Genomic DNA, 15,322 nt, shown 5'->3' with positions numbered 1-15,322 from the left:
GGAAGTGACGACGGCGATGCGCGCAGGACCGAGCCAGGACGAGATCCGCCGGCAGAACCTGGGCGCGTTGCTGCGGTACGTGCACGTGCACGGGGCCACCACCCGCGCCGAGCTCACCACCACGCTGGGGCTCAACCGCAGCACCATCGGCGCGCTGACCGCCGACCTGGCCGGCGCCGGGCTGGTCAGCGAGGGGACGCCGAAGGAGACCGGCCGGGCCGGACGACCGTCGCTGGTCGTCCGGCCCGAGTCGGACCGGGTGCACGCGTACGCGTACAGCATCGAGGTGGACCGGCTGCGGGCCGCGCGGATCGGTCTCGGCGGCGCGGTGCTCGACCGCCGGGAGCTGGACCGTCCCCGGGGTCTGACCGCCACGGAGGCCGCCCCCCTGCTGGCCGGGGCGGTCAAGGAGATGCAGCAGAGCGCGCCGGCGGACGCCGTCTGCGTCGGCGCGGGCGTCGCGGTCTGCGGCATGGTCCGGCGCGACGACGGGCTGGTCCGGCTGGGCCCGACCACCGGGTGGGTGGACGAGCCGATCGGCGCGGCGCTCGGCGCCGAGCTGGGCTGCGACGTGCCCGTCACGGTCGGCAACGTGGCCGACGTGGCGGCCTTCGCCGAGCACGCCCGGGGCGCGGCGGCCGGCTGCGACAACGTCATCTACCTGTACGGGGACGTGGGCGTCGGCGCCGGCATCATCGCCGGCGGGCGCCGGCTGACCGGGCACGGCGGCTACGGCGGCGAGGTCGGCCACATGGTGGTCGTCCGGGACGGCGCGCCCTGCGAGTGCGGCTCCCGGGGCTGCTGGGAGACCGAGATCGGCGAGTACGCCCTGCTGCGCGCCGCCGGCCGCTCCGACGCGCGGGGCCGCGACGCGCTGCTGGCCGTCTTCGACGCCGCCGACCGGGGCGACCTGCGGGCGCAGACGGCGGTACGCCAGGCCGGCGACTGGCTCGGCTTCGGGGTGGCCAACCTGGTGAACATCTTCAACCCGGAGATGGTCATCTTCGGCGGCGGCATGCGGGACCTCTACCTCGCGGCGGCGGCCCAGGTACGCAGCCGGCTCAACTCGATCGCCCTGCCGGCCTGCCTGGAGCACGTCCGGCTGCGCACCCCGAAACTCGGCGACGACGCGACGCTCATCGGCGCCGCCGAACTGGCCTTCGAACGCCTGCTCGCCGACCCCCTCGACGTCGGCTGACCGGTCCCGCCCCGTCCCGGGCGGACCGTGGACAGGGTCCGGGAGCCGGCGGGCCGGTCCGAGTGAACCGATCGGTCGGCCCGTCCGTACCAGTGCGCGGACGGGCGAAGGCGGAGGCGTCGCCCGGCCCGGACTCGTTTCGGACCGGACCGAGGAGACACCACGGACATGGCACCGCTCAGATCCGCCCGTCGCCGGCAGGGACGCCGCAGCAGTCGCCTGGCGGCGCTGCTCGTCACGATCGCCGCCGGGCTCGGGGTGCTGCCCGGCGCGGCCGTCGCCGCGCCGGGCGGTCAACAGCTCAACGCGGCCGACGCCGCCCTGCTCAACGGGGTACGCCTGGCCGGGCTCTGGGAGATGCCGGCCGGGCAGATGGCCGCCGACAAGGGGCAGAGCGCGAAGGTACGCGAGATCGGCGCCGGCATCGCCACCGAGCACGAGGAACTGGACCGGCTCACGGTCGAGGCGGCCAACAAGCTCGGGGCGAGCATCCCGAGCGACCCGACGGCCGAGCAGAAGGGCTGGCTGACGGAGATGCAGAACGCCTCCGGCGCTCGCTTCGACCAGATCTTCGTCACCCGGCTCCGGGTCGCCCACGGCAAGATCTTCCCGGTCATCGGGGCGGTCCGCGCCAGCACCCGCGACCCGGTGATCCGCAAGCTCGCCGACGACGCCAACCGGTTCGTCCTGCACCACATGCAGATGCTGGAGAGCACCGAGCTGGTCCGCTGGCCGGAACTGCCACCGGCCGCCCTGCCCGCGCCGGGCGACGACGGCCTGCTCGCCGCCGCCTCCGCCAACTCCGGCCCGCGGGTCGGGGTCAGCAGCACGGTGGTCTGGCTGGTCTTTCTCGCCGCCCTCGGTACGGGAGGCATCGCCACGTACCGCATCCTGCGCCGCACCTGACCGACCGCCGCGCCCGGGGAGAGCGCGGCCGGGCTCCTACCGCCGCTGCTCCTACCCGGCCGCTGCTCCTACCGACCGCTGCTCCGGCTGCTCCGGTCCCGGTGCCCGGCGCTTTGGCCGTCCCCTGACCGGTTGCCCGCAGTTCCTGGCTCGTGGCCCGGCTGCCCACGACGGCCTGGCCCGTGGCCTGGCTGCGCACGATGGCCTGCCTGCCCGTGGCCTGGCTGCCCGTGGCCTGGCTGCACACGGTCGCCGCACCCGCTCCGGCCGCCTGAGGGCCGGGCCGGTCGATGACTCTCAGTAACCTCCACAGGCAGTCTTCCCGCCGCCAGCGGTCAGCTGTATCGCCCCTTTGCTCTGCAGCCATCCACGCACCAGCTACCCACCGTGGCTGGTGCGTCGGCGGCTGCAGAGCAAAGGGGACGCGGGGTGAGGTGGCAGGTCCAGCCACCGCGACGAGAATCCCCTGGTCAAGGGATTGCGCTCCGAAATCGGACACGCTCGCGCCCGAGAACCGGGCGGGAGTGACTACCCTGCGTGCCGGCGGCCTCCTTCCGCTCGTCTCGTCACGCTGAGTACCCGCGGTGGCCTCGCCGCCGGCGGCGCGAGGTCTCCACGCCCACCCCCTGTCGGGACGTCCGGACGTCCCGGACGTGCGGAAAGAGCCGGGCGACTGTTGGGACGGCTGGACCGCGGGAACCGGGAGGAGCGGGGACCGGGGAGCCGGGAGACCGGGGCCGGGGAGACCGGGGCCGGGGAGAGCGGCGACCGCTACTCGTTGAGTTCCGGTCCCAGCAGCCGGATCTCCTCGATGTCGAGGACCGCCTGCAACTCCCGCAGGACGATGTCGTCGATCTCGTTCGTGTCGCGCAGCCTGGTGACCTCGCGCCGCTTGTGTTCGAGCACGGCGAGCCGCAGCCGCCGGTCGAGTTCCCGGGCCTGCTCCGCCGACTGGCCCTCGTCGGTGGAGCGGACGTCGTCGAGGTGTTGCTCGTAGTCCGCCCGGATCCGGTCGACCGCGTCCGGCGTCGCGCCGAGCCGGTCCGCGACCTCGGGCAGCACCGCCAGCGCGGCCTCGGTGGCACGCATCCGGGCCAGCCGCAGCTCGCCGACCCGTCGGGTGTCGCCGACCAGGCCCGCCCACCCGACGACGGCCGGCAGGGTGGTGCCCTGGATCAGCATCGTCAGCAGGATGACCACGGCGGTGGCGAAGATGATCAGATCGCGATCGTGCACACGTGTGCCGGTGGGCGTGGTCACCGGCACGGCGAGGGCGGCCGCGAGGGAGACCGCACCCCGGAACCCCGCCCACCCGGCCGCCGTCCGCACCCGCCAGTTGACCCGCTCGTCCTGCTCCGCCGCCCGGCGGTCGACGACCAGGAAGGCGAACGCCGCCAGGTGGATCCACAGCATCCGGGTCAGCACGACCACGCCGGTCACCACCACCGCGATGACCAGCGCCCGCATCACCGACAGGCTGGTCACCCCGCGCAGGGCGCGCGGGATCTGCATCCCCAGGAGCACGAAGAGCCCGCCGTTGATCAGGAACGTGGCGAGGTCCCAGAAGCCGTACGCCAGCACCCGGGAGCGGGCCCGGATGACCCGGGGGGCGGCGTACGCCAGCATGAGGCCCGCGACCACCACCGCCAGGACGCCGCTGGCGTGCACGAACTCGGCGAGAAGGAAGGCGACGAACGGCGTGAGGACGCTCAGCGCGCCCTCGCGCAGCGGGTCGTCGAGCCGTCGCCGGACCAGGATCACCGCCCAGCCGACCAGCAGGCCGGCGGCGACGCCACCGGCCGACGCGAGGACGAACCGCTCGGTCAGCCCGAGCAACCCCGGCTCGGTGCCGCCCACGATCAGGCCCACTCCGACGGAGAAGAGCACCAGCGCGGTGCCGTCGTTGATCAGGCTCTCCGCGTGCAGGGTGGTCAGGATCCGGCGCGGCATCCGCTTGGCCAGGCCGGCGACCGCCGCCGCGTCGGTCGGCGCAAGCACCGCGCCGAGTACCCAGGCGGCGGCCGGGTCGACGCCGAACCGCTGCACGACGAGCGACACCGCGACCATCGTCGCCACCACCAGCCCCACCGCGAGCAACCCGATCGCGAGCAGGTTCGTGCGGATCTCACGCAGGCTGGTGGTGATGCTCTCCTTGTAGAGGATCGCCGGCAGGAACAGCAGCAGCACCACCTCGGGCTCCAGCACCACGTGGGACAGCGGCGGCAGGAGCGCGAGCAGCGCGCCCATCGTGATGAGCAGGACCGGGGGCGCCACGCTGTACCGCCCGCCGAGGGTCGTGCCGACCAGCACCGTGACGCCCAGCACCACGATCAGTTCGAGACCGCCCACGTCGCACCCCCGTCACCGGCCGACGCCACGGTGCCGGGTACGCGCCGGTCGCCTGCCGCTCCACCATCGTGGTACGGCGGTCCGGCGCGGCACCCGCGAACCCGGAAACAGGCACCCCTGCCCGCCGGCATCGACGGCGTCGTCCTCGGACACGGCACGCCGCACGCTGCGCGGCGCGTCAGGAGCCGGTGCCGTGCCAGGAGCGCCAGAGGGCCGCGTAGGAGCCGTCGGCCGCGACCAGCTCGTCGTGTGAGCCGATCTCGGCGATCCGGCCGTCCTCCACCACCGCCACGCGGTCGGCGTCGTGCGCCGAGAAGAGGCGGTGCGCGATGGCCACGACGGTGCGGCCCTGGAGGACGGCCGCGAGGGACCGCTCCAGGTGCCGGGCGGCGCGGGGGTCGATCAGCGAGGTGGCCTCGTCCAGCACCAGGGTGTGCGGGTCGGCCAGCACCAGCCGGGCCAGCGCCAGCTGCTGCGCCTGCGCGGGCGACAGCGGGTGCCCGCCGGCACCGACCACCGTGTCCAGCCCGTCCGGCAGCCCGTCGGCCCAGTCGAGCGCGTCGACGGCGGCCAGCGCCGACCGGACGGCCGACTCGTCGGCGCCCGGTCGCACCATCGCCACGTTCTCCCGCAGCGTGCCGATGAAGACGTGGTGTTCCTGGGTGACCAGGGCGACGTGCGTCCGCAGCTCCGCCAGGGGCAGCTCGTCGAGGCGCCGACCCGCCACCGTGACCGAGCCGGTACGGGGCGCGTGCACCCCGGCGAGCAGCCGGCCGAGCGTGGACTTGCCGGCGCCCGAGGGGCCCACCATGGCCAGCTTCTCCCCCGGCTCCGGCACCAGGGTCACCCCGTGCAGCACGTCCCGACCCTCCCGGTACGCGTACCGGACGTCCCGGGCGGCGAGCCGTCGGTCCCCCGGTGGCGGAGGATCGGTCGGGCCCGGGGAGTCAGCGGCGGGCCGGGTCGGGGTGCCGGCCGGCGGGTCGGCGTCGGCCACCCCGAGCAGGCGGGCCATGGAGGCGCCGCCGACCTGCAACTCGTCCAGCCAGGAGAGCAGCCGGTCGACCGGGTCGATCAGCTGCTGCACGTAGAGCGTGGCGGCGGTGACCTCGCCGAGGCTCACCCAGCCCTTCAGGTAGAACCAGCCGCCGATGATCAGCGTCGCCACCACCGGCAGCACGTAGCCGATCTCGGCGATCGGGAAGAACACCGTGCGCAGCCGCAGGGTGTAGCGCTCGGCCGCGTACGACCGGCGGATGTCGGCGTCGGTGCGGGCCCGGCGGCGCGCCTGCTGCCGCAGCGCCTCCGTGGTCCGCGAACCCTCGACGGTTTCGCTGATCCCGTCGGTGATGTCGGAGTAGGCGGCGTTCTCCCGCAGGTAGCCGTCCGGGGCGCGGCGCAGGTACCAGCGGGTGCCGGCCCACAGCAGCGGCACCGCGAGCAGGCAGGGCAGCGCGAACAGCGGGTCGACCAGGAGCAGCGCGCCGAAAATGAAGCAGCCGGTGACGACGGCGATCAGCGTCTCCGGCACCGCGAGCCGGACCGTCCGCGACAGCGCCGAGACGTCCCGGGACGTCCTGGTGAGCAGGTCGCCCGTGCCGGCCCGTTCCACGGTCGCCAGCGGCAACGCCAGGATCCGGTCGACGAACTCCTCGCGCAGCTCGGCCAGCACCCGCTCGCCGAGCCGGGCCGACGCCAAATGGGCGAAGCGGACCAGCACCGACTGCACCAGCACGAACCCGGCGATCAGCAGGGCGATCCGGTCCACGGTGACGCCGGACGTGCCCCGGGAGATCCCCTCGACCAGGTCGCCGAGCAGCCACGGCGCGACCAGGCCGGCCGCGGCGGCCAGCGCGTGCAGGCCGAGCGCGACCCCGAGCGCCCTCGGATGCCGGCGGGCCAGCGTGCGGGCGTAGCGGCGCACCTGGCGCCCGTCGGCGACCGGCAGGGCGGTGGCCATCAGTCCTCCCCCCGGCTGACCGTCGCCCGGTAGCGCGGCTCGCCGTCGAGCAGTGCGGTGTGCGACCCCTCGGCCACCACCTTGCCGTCCTCCACGAAGATCACGTGGTCGGCGCGGTGCAGCACGAGCGGGCTGGTGGTGCACACCAGGGTGGTGCGGCCCGTCCGGGCGGCGCCGAGCCGGTCCGCGATCCGGGCCTCGGTGTGCGCGTCCACGGCGCTGGTCGGCTCGACCAGCAGCAGGGTCTCCGGGTCGGCGACCAGCGCCCGGGCCAGCCGCAGCCGCTGCTGCTGGCCGCCGGAGAACTCCCGGCCGCGCTCGGCGACCGCGCTGTCCAGCCCCGCCGGCAGGGCCTCGACGATGTCGGTCGCGCTCGCCGCCGCCAGCGCCGCCGCGATCGTCGCGTCGTCGGCCCGGTCGTGCGGGTCCAGCTCCGCGCGCAGCGGGCCGGTGAACAGGTGCGCGTCGTTGTCGGCCACCAGGATCCGCTCCCGCACCGTCGCCAGCGCCACCTCCCGCAGCGGTACGCCGTGCAGCGTCGCGTCCGAGTCGACGTACCGGCCGAGGCGGTCCACGACCGCCGCCGCGTCCTCGGGGGCGGTGGCGGCGAGCGCGGTGAACCGGCCCGGCCGTACCGTCACGCCGGAGGCCACGTCGACCAGCTCGCCGGGGCCGTCCGGCAGGGCGGTCGGGCGGGCCGGGTCGAGCAGTTCCGGGGTGAGCCGCAGCAGCCGCACCACCCGCCGGGCCGCGACGTGCCCCCGGGTCAGCTTGTCCACCGCCTCGGTGAGCTGCCGCAGCGGGCTGACCAGGAACGCGGTGTAGCCGTAGAACGCCACCAGCTCACCGGCGCTGATCTCGCCGCGCAGCGCGAACCGGGCGCCGAGCCAGGTGACCAGCACCAGGAACGCCCCCGGGAGCAGCACCTGGGCCGCCTCCAGCAGCGACTCGATCCGGGCCACCCGAAGGCCGTCGGCGCGCAGCGCCTGCGAGCGCGACCGGTAGCGGGCGGAGAGCACCGGCTCGCCGCCGACGCCGCGCAGCACCCGCAGCCCGGAGACGATGTCGCCGGCCCGGGCGGTCAGCGCCCCCTCCGAGTCCCGGTACGCCTGCTGCTGCCGGTGCAGCGGCCGGATGAGCAGCCCGACGACCGCCATCAGCAGCGGCACGCCGAGCACCACGACCAGCCCGAGCGGCACCGAGGCGCCGAGCAGGATCACCCCGACGGTCACGATCGCCACGACCGCGCCGGCGCCCCGGGCGGTGATGTCGATGGCCGCGCCGATCTGGCTGATGTCGGCCGTGCCGATGCTCACCACCTCGCCGGCGGAGACCCGGCGGGGCAGCGCGGCGCCGAGCCGGTTCGCCGCGCCCACGGTCAGCTGCACCGTCCGGTACGCCCCGGCGAGGAAGTTGTGCACCGCGCACCGGTGCCGCAGGATCCCCGCGACCGCCTGGAGCACGCCCAGCCCGAGCAGCGCCAGTCCCCAGGTGAGCAGCGCCGCCTCGTCGCGGCGGGTGAGCCCGTCGACGGCCCGGCCGACGGCCGCCGGGACCAGCGCCTGGGCGACCATCCAGACGACGCCCAGCAGGATGCCGACGGTGAGCAGCACCTTGTGCCGCCCGGCCAGCCACACGAGGTAGCGGGTCGCCGAGCGGCTGTCGGGTACGCCGGGATCCCCGGCCGGTGTGAAACGCATGGCCCACCGACGCTAGGTGGCGGGCGGGTCACCCCGCCAACCAATTACCGCCTCGGCGTGCCGTGGCTCACGCAGCCTCCACCGTCGCGCGGCCGGCCTCGCCTCAGCGGTCGACCTGGGTGAAGTCCCAGGAGTGCGGCGGGCGGGCCAGCAGCGTCGCCGGGGGCTCCGGCAGCGGACGCGGGTTGCTGCGCCACTTGGAGATGACCACCACCCGGTGGTCGGTGGAGGAGAACACCTCGCTGGACAGGTGCATCGGGTCGTGCTCGAACTCCGGCAGCGCGGTGTCGCACACCCAGGTGATCAGGTCCGCGGCGCCGTACGGCTCCGCCCGCGCCTCCCACATCCGCACGATCACGTCAGCCATCCTCGGGGTTCACACGCTGACCGTGGTCAGCGGCATGGCGGAGTCGGCGGGCAGGTCCAGCCGGCTCGGCGCGACACCCGAGGCGACCAGGTGCGAGCCGAGGGCGGCGACCATCGCGCCGTTGTCCGTGCAGAGCCCGGGTCGGGGCGCCCGGACCCGGATGCCGTGCGCGGCGGCGCGATCCTCGGCCATCGCCCGCAGCCGGGAGTTGGCCGCCACGCCCCCGCCGATCACCAGCGTCTCCACGCCGTTGCTCCGGCAGGCGTCCAGCGCCTTGCGGACCAGCACGTCGCAGACCGCCTCCTGGAAGGACGCGGCCACGTCGGCGACCGGCACCGGCTCGCCGGCCCGCTGCCGCGCCTCGACCCACCGGGCCACCGCCGTCTTGAGCCCGGAGAAGGAGAAGTCGTAGCGGTGGGCGGCGAGGTCCTTGGGGGCGGTCAGGCCGCGCGGGAAACCGATGGCGGCCGGATCGCCGGCCCGGGCCTCCCGGTCGATGTACGGGCCGCCGGGAAACGGCAGCCCGAGCAGCCGGGCCACCTTGTCGAACGCCTCCCCGGCCGCGTCGTCGATGGTGGCGCCGAGCGGGGTGACGCCCCGGGCCAGGTCGTCGACGAGCAGCAGGGAGGAGTGCCCGCCAGAGACCAGCAGGGCGATCGCCGGCTCGGGCAGCGGGCCGTGTTCCAGGGTGTCCACGGCGACGTGCGCGGCCAGGTGGTTGACGCCGTAGACCGGCTTCTCGGCGGCGAGCGCGTAGCCCTTCGCGGCGGCCACCCCCACCAGCAGCGCGCCGGCCAGCCCCGGGCCGGAGGTGACCGCGATCGCGTCGATGTCGGCGAGGGTCACTCCCGCCTCCTTCAACGCCCGGTCCATGGTCGGCACGATGGCCTCCAGGTGGGCGCGGCTGGCCACCTCGGGCACCACGCCGCCGAAGCGGGCGTGCTGCTCGACGCTGGAGGCGAGCGCGTCGGCCAGCAGGGTGTGCCCGCGTACGATGCCGACCCCGGTCTCGTCGCAGGAGGTCTCGATGCCGAGGATCAGGGGTTCGTCAGTCATCGCTCACTTCCCGCGGTGCGCTGCATGACCAGCGCGTCGGTGTTGCTCGGTTGGTAGTAGCCGCGCCGCACGCCGATCGGCTCGAAGCCGTACGTCGCGTAGAGCTTCTGGGCGGGCGCGTTGTCCGCCGCGACCTCCAGCAGCGTGCTGCGGGCGCCGAGCCGGGCCGCCTCGGCGAGCAGCGCCTCCAGCAGGAGCCGGCCGACGCCGCGCCGCTGGGCGCCCCGGCGCACCGCGACGTTCTGCACCCACGCCTCGTCGGGCGGGGCCACGGCGAGCCCGGCGTAGCCGAGCAGGTCCCCGTCATCGGTGGCGACGAGGTAGAAGTGCCCGTTGGCCAGTTCGTTCCAGAACATCGCCGCCGACCACTGCTCGGCACCGAACAGGTCCGCCTCGATCGGCAGCACCTCGTCGACGTGCCACCACCGGAACCGCTCCAGCCGAACACTCATGGCGCCACCTCGGTTCGCGACTGCGGGGCTCGCAGAACCGGCTCACTCCTCGCGCTCACGGCGCCACCTCGGTTCGCGACTGCGGGGCTCGCAGAACCGGCTCACTCCTCGCGCTCACGGCAGGACCGGCTTGCGGGCCGTCGCCGCCACGGCGTCCGGGCGGCGCAGGTAGAGCGGGGTGAGCGCCTCCGAGGGGGCGCCGGCCCGGATGCGTTCGGCGGCCAGGGTCGCCAGCACGCCCGCGTCCGGGTAGCGGGGCTCGTCCCGCACGGGCAGGCCGAGCGCGTCCGCGTACCGGTGCGCGCCGTCGCCGACCGCCGCCGTGACCGCCAGGCCGCGGGCGCGCTCGGCGGCGACCGCCGGCACGGACACCTCCGGACCGACGATCCGCTGGCCCGCGCCGTCGTAGACCGCCCAGTAGATCTCCCGGCGGCGTGCGTCGCTCGCCGCCAGCACCGGCTCGCCGGCGGCCGCCGGGTGGCCGATGGCGTCCAGCGAGCAGACACCGTACGTCGGGACGCCCAGCACCTGGCCGATGGTGGCGGCGGTGACCAGCCCCACCCGCAGCCCGGTGAACGGGCCGGGGCCGAGCCCGGCGACGATCGCGCCCAGGTCGGCCGGGCGGACGCCGGCCTCGGTGAGCACGGCGTCGACCTGCGGCGCGAGCAGTTCACCGTGGGCGCGGGCGTCGACGGTGCAGCGGTGCGCGCGGGTCGCCACGCCGTCCGCCGCGACCTCCACCAGCGCCGCGGTCACCGCGGGGGTCGAGCTGTCCACCACCAGTACGAGCACGGTTAGCCAGCCTAGTCGCCCCCGTGCTCACCCCCGGTCACGCCCCGTCCGGCGGCGCGGGCGGGCGGGGTCAGCTCGGGGTGCGGAACTTGCGCAGGAAGGCCGGCAGCAGCCAGGGGCGGCGCCCGCTGACGCGCACCTTTCCGGTGAGCACCGCCCGGGCCCGGCTGACCCGGCCGAACATCATCAGGTTGAGCGTGCCGGGATCGTGGTCGATCCGGGCGTCGGGCCGGGCGTCGGGGTCGGCGAACGTCATCCGCCCCCGGTGCAGCAGGAGCCGGACCGGGGCCGCGTACGCCGACCGGAACTCGACCACGACCGGGCGTTCGCTCGGCGGCGCGCCGCCGTCGATCAGCCGCCCGTAGCCGTGCCGGACCACCCCGGCCAGGAACAGCTCCATGAACAGCGCCGCGTCCCGGCCGGGGAGCGACCACGGCCGCCCGGTGGCGCGGGCGACGTCGTGACCGTGGATGAGCAGCTCGTTGACCAGGTGCGCGCAGAGGCCGGCGAGGGGCACCCGGGCCCCGCCGAGCCAGGGCACCGTCTCGTCGGGGCGCCGACCCTCGCAGGCGAGGAGGAGCCGCCCCACGTCAGCCCGCAACCGGTCGGCCAGGGCCTGCGGCTCGCGCTCGGTGAGGTGCCGCAGCAGCACGTCGTTGAAGTCCGCCACCGTGTCGACGGTGACGTCGGGGAGCTGCCGGAGCAGGCCCGGCACCGGCAGGGGTGGATGCTCCGGGTCCACCAGGCACACGTAGTACCACGCGAGGGAGCCCACGTGGGCCAGCGTGTCGGCCACCGACCAGTGGGCGGTGGCCATGGCCTCCGGTGGGGTGGCGCGGACCAGGTCGAGGAAGCGGTCCGTCTGGTCCGCCAGCGCCGTCCGCGCCACCCGCCACCGCTCGTCGCTGACCGTCGCCGCCATCGCCGCCTCCCGGCTCGCCGACCGCTCGAGGCACAGGCTACAACGGACGGTCACCGCGCGGTGACCGCGAAAGTGCGCAGCCGTCAGCTGGCGGTGCGCTCCCAGTCGACGGTCGGCAGGCCGGCGTCGGCGAGCGCCTTGTTGGCCGCGCTGAACGGGCGGCTGCCCAGGAAGCCGCGCGGGTTCATCGGGCTGGGGTGCCCGGCCTCCAGCACCACGTGCTGCGGGTTGGTCACCAGGGCGGCCTTCTTGCGCGCGTAGCCGCCCCAGAGCAGGAAGACCACCCGCGAGTCCATCGCGTCGAGCGCCCGGATGGTGGCGTCGGTGAACTCCTCCCAGCCGCGGTTGGCGTGCGAGCCGGGCGTCGCCTCGCGGACGGTGAGGACGGAGTTGAGCAGCAGCACGCCCTGCGCCGCCCAGCCGCTGAGGTTGCCGCCGCGCGGCTTCGGCACGCCGAGGTCCTCCCCCAGCTCCTTGAAGACGTTGCGCAGCGACGGCGGCACGCTCACGCCCTCCCGCACGCTGAAGCTGAGCCCGTGCGCCTGCCCCGCCTTGTGGTAGGGATCCTGCCCGAGGATCAGCACCCGGCAGTCGGCCGGCGCGCAGAGCCGGTAGGCCGAGAAGAGGTCCTCGACCGGCGGGAAGACGGTGCGGGTCGCGTACTCGCCCGCGACGAACTCGGCCAGCGCGGCGGTGCGGGCCGGGTCGAGGTGCGGGGTGAGCACGGCACGCCAGTCCTCCGGCAGCAGCGCCAGCAGGTCCAGGGTGGGGGCGTCGTCGGGCATCGGCAACCTTTCGCCTGTCGGGTCCGTCCCGCGCACTCTAGGCAGCCGGTACGACAGCGCTCAGCCGAGGGCCGCCAGGCGCTGCGCCCAGTCGCCGCCGACCGGCTCCAGCTCGACCACCCGGGTGTCGTCGTCGCGCCGGTCGACGCGCACCCGCAGGTGGGCGTCGACGAGCTGCTCGACCAGGCCCTCGCCCCACTCCACCACGGTCACCGACTCGTCCACCGAGGCGTCCAGGTCGAGGTCGTCGATCTCGGCGCGCGGGTCGGCGGCGTCCCCCAGCCGGTACGCGTCGGCGTGCACCAGCGCCACCGTGCCGCCCCGGGCCGGGTCGGGCCGGTGCACCCGGGCGATCACGAAGGTGGGCGAGGTGACGTCCCCGAGCACGCCGAGCCCGGCCCCGACGCCCCGGGTCAGCGCGGTCTTGCCGGCGCCGAGCGGCCCGGTCAGCAGCAGCAGGTCGCCGGCGCGCAGCAGCCCGGCCAGCCGCCGCCCGAACTCGTGGGTGTCGTCGACGGTCGGCAGCTTCACGACGTGGCTCACAGCGCCTCCAGGAACCGGACCAGCGCCTCGTTGACCTCGTCGGCGTGCTCCAGCATCACCACGTGCCCGCTGTCAGTGATCTTGACGAACTCGGCGTGCGGCAGCCGCCGGACGATCTCCTCGGAGTGCGTCACGGGGGTGATCATGTCCTTGTCGCCGACGACCACCAGCACGGGGGTGTCCGCCAGCGCGGCGAGCGCGGGGAACCGGGAGTGCGTGGCCAGCGTCCGCAGGTAGCGCGTCACCGTGTCGGCGGAGGTGCGGGAGTTCATCGTCTCGACGTACGACACCAGGGCGGGGCTGGGGTGGCGGGTGCCGAAGCCGTACTTGCGGGTGAGCAGCCACGCCACGTTGGTGGTGGACCTGCGCGCCCGGTCGATCACCGGGCCGCCGTAGCGGGTGACGTTGCCGACCATGTAGAGCACTGGCGTGCCGACCCGGCCGAGCAGGGCCGGTGCCACCAGCTTGGTCTCGGCGATCAGGCCGCCCGAGGTGGCCATCAGCACGGTGCCCACGACCCGGTCGCCGAACAGCTCCGGGAACAACTCGGCGAAGGCCATGATGGTCATTCCGCCCATCGAGTGGCCGACCAGCACCAGCGGCCCCTCCGGGGCGGTCCGGTCGATCACCTCGCGCAGCGTCCGGCCGAGCGCGGTCAGGTCGTACTCGCCCGTCTCCAGCCGCCCCGACCGGCCGTGCCCGGGCTGGTCGTACGCGACGATCCGGTGCCCGCCCCGCTCGGCGAGCAGCTTGCGCTGGAAGTGGAAGGTGCCCATGTCCAGGCAGAAGCCGTGCACCAGCACCACGGTCGGGTTGCCGGGCACGGGCCGGGTCGGCTCCACCACCTCGACGTGGATGTCGGTGCCGTCGGGCATCTCCAGCCGGAAGGAATCGTTGTACCGCTGGTCGCCGAAGACCTCCCCGGCGTACCGGTCGGTGGGGTCGGCCTTGAGCTTGCGGACCAGGGCGCGTTCGGTGGCGACGCCGGCCGCGAGCCCGGCGGCGGCGACCCCGACGGCGGCCAGCGCGCCGATGGCCGCCCTGGCGTGTCCGGTACGCGGCAGCGGGATGCGGGGACGGGTCGTCACGGGCGCTCGCCGTCGTAGACGCGGGGCACCCGGGTGCTGCCGAACCGGGTGACGATCTCGTAGTTGATGGTGCCGACCGCCTCGGCCCAGTCGTCGGCGGTGGGCCCGCCGCCGGTGCCGTCGCCGAAGAGGGTGACCTCGTCGCCGGCGGCCACCGGGTCGTCGCCGCAGTCGAGCACGAACTGGTCCATGCAGACCCGGCCCGAGATCGTCCGGCGCTTGCCGCCGAGCTGCACCGGGCCGCTGTTCGAGGCGTGCCGGGGCACCCCGTCGGCGTAGCCGAGCGGCACCACCGCGAGGTTCGCCGCCCGCTCGGTGATGTAGGTGTGCCCGTACGAGACGCCGGAGCCGGCCGGGACGCGCTTGGTGAGCATCACCCGGGCCCGGGCGGTCATCGCCGGGCGCAGCCCGTAGCTCTCGCCGGACACCGGGGAGAGGCCGTAGACGGCCAGGCCGGGCCGGACCAGGTCGAAGTGGGTGTCCGGCCGGGTCAGGGTGGCCGCCGAGTTGGCCAGGTGCCGGTAGCGCGGCCGCAGGCCGGCCTGCTCGGCCATGCCGATCCCCTCGTGGAAGACGGCGAGCTGGCGGTCGATGGTCGGGTGGCCGGGCGAGTCCGCGTACACGAAGTGGCTCCACACCCCGACGACCTCGACCAGGCCGTCGGCCTGCGCCTTGGCGGCGGCGTCGAGCAGGGCCGGCCAGTCGGCCACGGTCGCGCCGCCCCGGGCCAGCCCGGTGTCGATCTTGAGGTGCAGCCGGGCCGGCCGACCGGCGGCGCGGCCCGCCGCGACCATCTCGTCGAGCTGGGGCAGGCTGGCGACGCCGAGGTCGACCCCGGCGGCGACGCCCTCGTGCAGCGGCAGCCCGGGCGCGAGGAGCCAGGCCAGCACCGGCGCGGTGATCCCGGCCCGGCGCAGCGTCAGCGCCTCGTCCAGGGTGCAGACCCCCAGCCAGTCGGCCCCGGCGTCGAGGGCGGCGCGGGCGGCCGGGACCATGCCGTGGCCGTAACCGTCGCCCTTCACCACCGCCATCAGCTCGGCGGCGGTGCCGGACCTGAGCCGGCTCACGTTCTCGCGGATCGCGTCCAGGTCCACGCGCACCTCGGCCTGCCACATGCCCCCAGCCTACTTTCCGCGCCGATCTCCCTGGCCGAGGCCGGCGCAGCCGGTGCCGCCGGCACAGGAGCCACCGCCGGTGCCGCCGG

At 75.1% G+C, this 15,322-nt stretch carries 15 protein-coding genes; 3 read left to right on the top strand and 12 right to left on the bottom strand.

Annotation, left to right across the window (positions count from 1 at the left end):
- Positions 1 to 16 precede the first annotated feature (16 nt).
- From ACLQ22_RS05900 to ACLQ22_RS05890, 3 genes are all read left to right on the top strand, one after another.
- Complete coding sequence (locus tag ACLQ22_RS05900) at positions 17 to 1,198, top strand: ROK family protein (RefSeq protein WP_425691359.1); 1,182 nt, start codon at positions 17 to 19, stop codon at positions 1,196 to 1,198.
- 168 nt (positions 1,199 to 1,366) lie between these two features.
- Positions 1,367 to 2,104 carry a DUF4142 domain-containing protein gene (locus tag ACLQ22_RS05895; RefSeq protein WP_425691358.1) on the top strand — a complete coding sequence of 246 codons (738 nt, stop codon included), beginning with the start codon at positions 1,367 to 1,369 and terminating at the stop codon, positions 2,102 to 2,104.
- A gap of 152 nt (positions 2,105 to 2,256) precedes the next feature.
- A complete protein-coding gene (locus ACLQ22_RS05890) occupies positions 2,257 to 2,379 on the top strand; it encodes a hypothetical protein (protein WP_425691357.1) in 123 nt (40 codons plus the stop codon).
- Between the two features lie 496 nt (positions 2,380 to 2,875).
- Here ACLQ22_RS05890 and ACLQ22_RS05885 read toward each other — a convergent pair whose 3' ends face one another.
- The 12 genes from ACLQ22_RS05885 to alr form a co-directional block, all read right to left on the bottom strand.
- Positions 2,876 to 4,453, bottom strand: a complete 1,578-nt coding sequence (locus tag ACLQ22_RS05885) for a Na+/H+ antiporter (RefSeq protein WP_425691356.1) — start codon at positions 4,451 to 4,453, stop codon at positions 2,876 to 2,878.
- Between the two features lie 178 nt (positions 4,454 to 4,631).
- Positions 4,632 to 6,413, bottom strand: coding sequence for an ABC transporter ATP-binding protein (locus tag ACLQ22_RS05880; protein WP_425691355.1), 1,782 nt, complete (start codon positions 6,411 to 6,413; stop codon positions 4,632 to 4,634).
- Complete coding sequence (locus ACLQ22_RS05875) at positions 6,413 to 8,113, bottom strand: ABC transporter transmembrane domain-containing protein (protein WP_425691354.1); 1,701 nt, start codon at positions 8,111 to 8,113, stop codon at positions 6,413 to 6,415. Before ACLQ22_RS05875 ends, ACLQ22_RS05880 begins: the two co-directional genes overlap by 1 nt.
- Before the next feature lie 103 nt (positions 8,114 to 8,216).
- Positions 8,217 to 8,471 carry a hypothetical protein gene (locus ACLQ22_RS05870; protein WP_091627865.1) on the bottom strand — a complete coding sequence of 85 codons (255 nt, stop codon included), beginning with the start codon at positions 8,469 to 8,471 and terminating at the stop codon, positions 8,217 to 8,219.
- 18 nt (positions 8,472 to 8,489) lie between these two features.
- Entirely contained in the window at positions 8,490 to 9,536 is a 1,047-nt protein-coding gene (gene tsaD, locus ACLQ22_RS05865) for a tRNA (adenosine(37)-N6)-threonylcarbamoyltransferase complex transferase subunit TsaD (protein WP_425691353.1), read from the bottom strand.
- Positions 9,533 to 9,988 carry a ribosomal protein S18-alanine N-acetyltransferase gene (gene rimI / locus ACLQ22_RS05860; RefSeq protein ID WP_425691352.1) on the bottom strand — a complete coding sequence of 152 codons (456 nt, stop codon included), beginning with the start codon at positions 9,986 to 9,988 and terminating at the stop codon, positions 9,533 to 9,535. Before rimI ends, tsaD begins: the two co-directional genes overlap by 4 nt.
- 114 nt (positions 9,989 to 10,102) lie before the next feature.
- Entirely contained in the window at positions 10,103 to 10,780 is a 678-nt protein-coding gene (gene tsaB, locus ACLQ22_RS05855; RefSeq protein ID WP_425691351.1) for a tRNA (adenosine(37)-N6)-threonylcarbamoyltransferase complex dimerization subunit type 1 TsaB, read from the bottom strand.
- 70 nt (positions 10,781 to 10,850) lie between these two features.
- Positions 10,851 to 11,702, bottom strand: coding sequence for a maleylpyruvate isomerase family mycothiol-dependent enzyme (locus tag ACLQ22_RS05850; RefSeq protein ID WP_425691350.1), 852 nt, complete (start codon positions 11,700 to 11,702; stop codon positions 10,851 to 10,853).
- Between the two features lie 83 nt (positions 11,703 to 11,785).
- Entirely contained in the window at positions 11,786 to 12,487 is a 702-nt protein-coding gene (gene ung / locus ACLQ22_RS05845; RefSeq protein ID WP_425691349.1) for a uracil-DNA glycosylase, read from the bottom strand.
- Between the two features lie 60 nt (positions 12,488 to 12,547).
- Positions 12,548 to 13,030, bottom strand: coding sequence for a tRNA (adenosine(37)-N6)-threonylcarbamoyltransferase complex ATPase subunit type 1 TsaE (gene tsaE, locus ACLQ22_RS05840; RefSeq protein ID WP_121399842.1), 483 nt, complete (start codon positions 13,028 to 13,030; stop codon positions 12,548 to 12,550).
- Complete coding sequence (locus tag ACLQ22_RS05835) at positions 13,027 to 14,118, bottom strand: alpha/beta fold hydrolase (protein ID WP_425691348.1); 1,092 nt, start codon at positions 14,116 to 14,118, stop codon at positions 13,027 to 13,029. The genes tsaE and ACLQ22_RS05835 overlap by 4 nt, the downstream gene beginning before the upstream one ends.
- On the bottom strand, positions 14,115 to 15,233 hold the full coding sequence (gene alr, locus ACLQ22_RS05830; protein ID WP_425691347.1) for an alanine racemase: 1,119 nt from the start codon (positions 15,231 to 15,233) through the stop codon (positions 14,115 to 14,117). Before alr ends, ACLQ22_RS05835 begins: the two co-directional genes overlap by 4 nt.
- Positions 15,234 to 15,322: the final 89 nt, after the last annotated feature.

The organism is Micromonospora sp. DT178 (genome assembly GCF_049841695.1).
Classification (GTDB): domain Bacteria; phylum Actinomycetota; class Actinomycetes; order Mycobacteriales; family Micromonosporaceae; genus Micromonospora.
This window is presented reverse-complemented; position numbering and strand designations above follow the sequence as displayed.

Coding starts and splice junctions, on each gene's coding strand:
- ACLQ22_RS05900 (WP_425691359.1), top strand. CDS start 17: ATGCGCGCAGGACCGAGCCAGGACGAGATCCGCCGGCAGAACCTGGGC.
- ACLQ22_RS05895 (WP_425691358.1), top strand. CDS start 1,367: ATGGCACCGCTCAGATCCGCCCGTCGCCGGCAGGGACGCCGCAGCAGT.
- ACLQ22_RS05880 (WP_425691355.1), bottom strand. CDS start 6,413: ATGGCCACCGCCCTGCCGGTCGCCGACGGGCGCCAGGTGCGCCGCTAC.
- ACLQ22_RS05875 (WP_425691354.1), bottom strand. CDS start 8,113: ATGCGTTTCACACCGGCCGGGGATCCCGGCGTACCCGACAGCCGCTCG.
- tsaD (WP_425691353.1), bottom strand. CDS start 9,536: ATGACTGACGAACCCCTGATCCTCGGCATCGAGACCTCCTGCGACGAG.
- rimI (WP_425691352.1), bottom strand. CDS start 9,988: ATGAGTGTTCGGCTGGAGCGGTTCCGGTGGTGGCACGTCGACGAGGTG.
- ACLQ22_RS05850 (WP_425691350.1), bottom strand. CDS start 11,702: ATGGCGGCGACGGTCAGCGACGAGCGGTGGCGGGTGGCGCGGACGGCG.
- ung (WP_425691349.1), bottom strand. CDS start 12,487: ATGCCCGACGACGCCCCCACCCTGGACCTGCTGGCGCTGCTGCCGGAG.
- alr (WP_425691347.1), bottom strand. CDS start 15,233: ATGTGGCAGGCCGAGGTGCGCGTGGACCTGGACGCGATCCGCGAGAAC.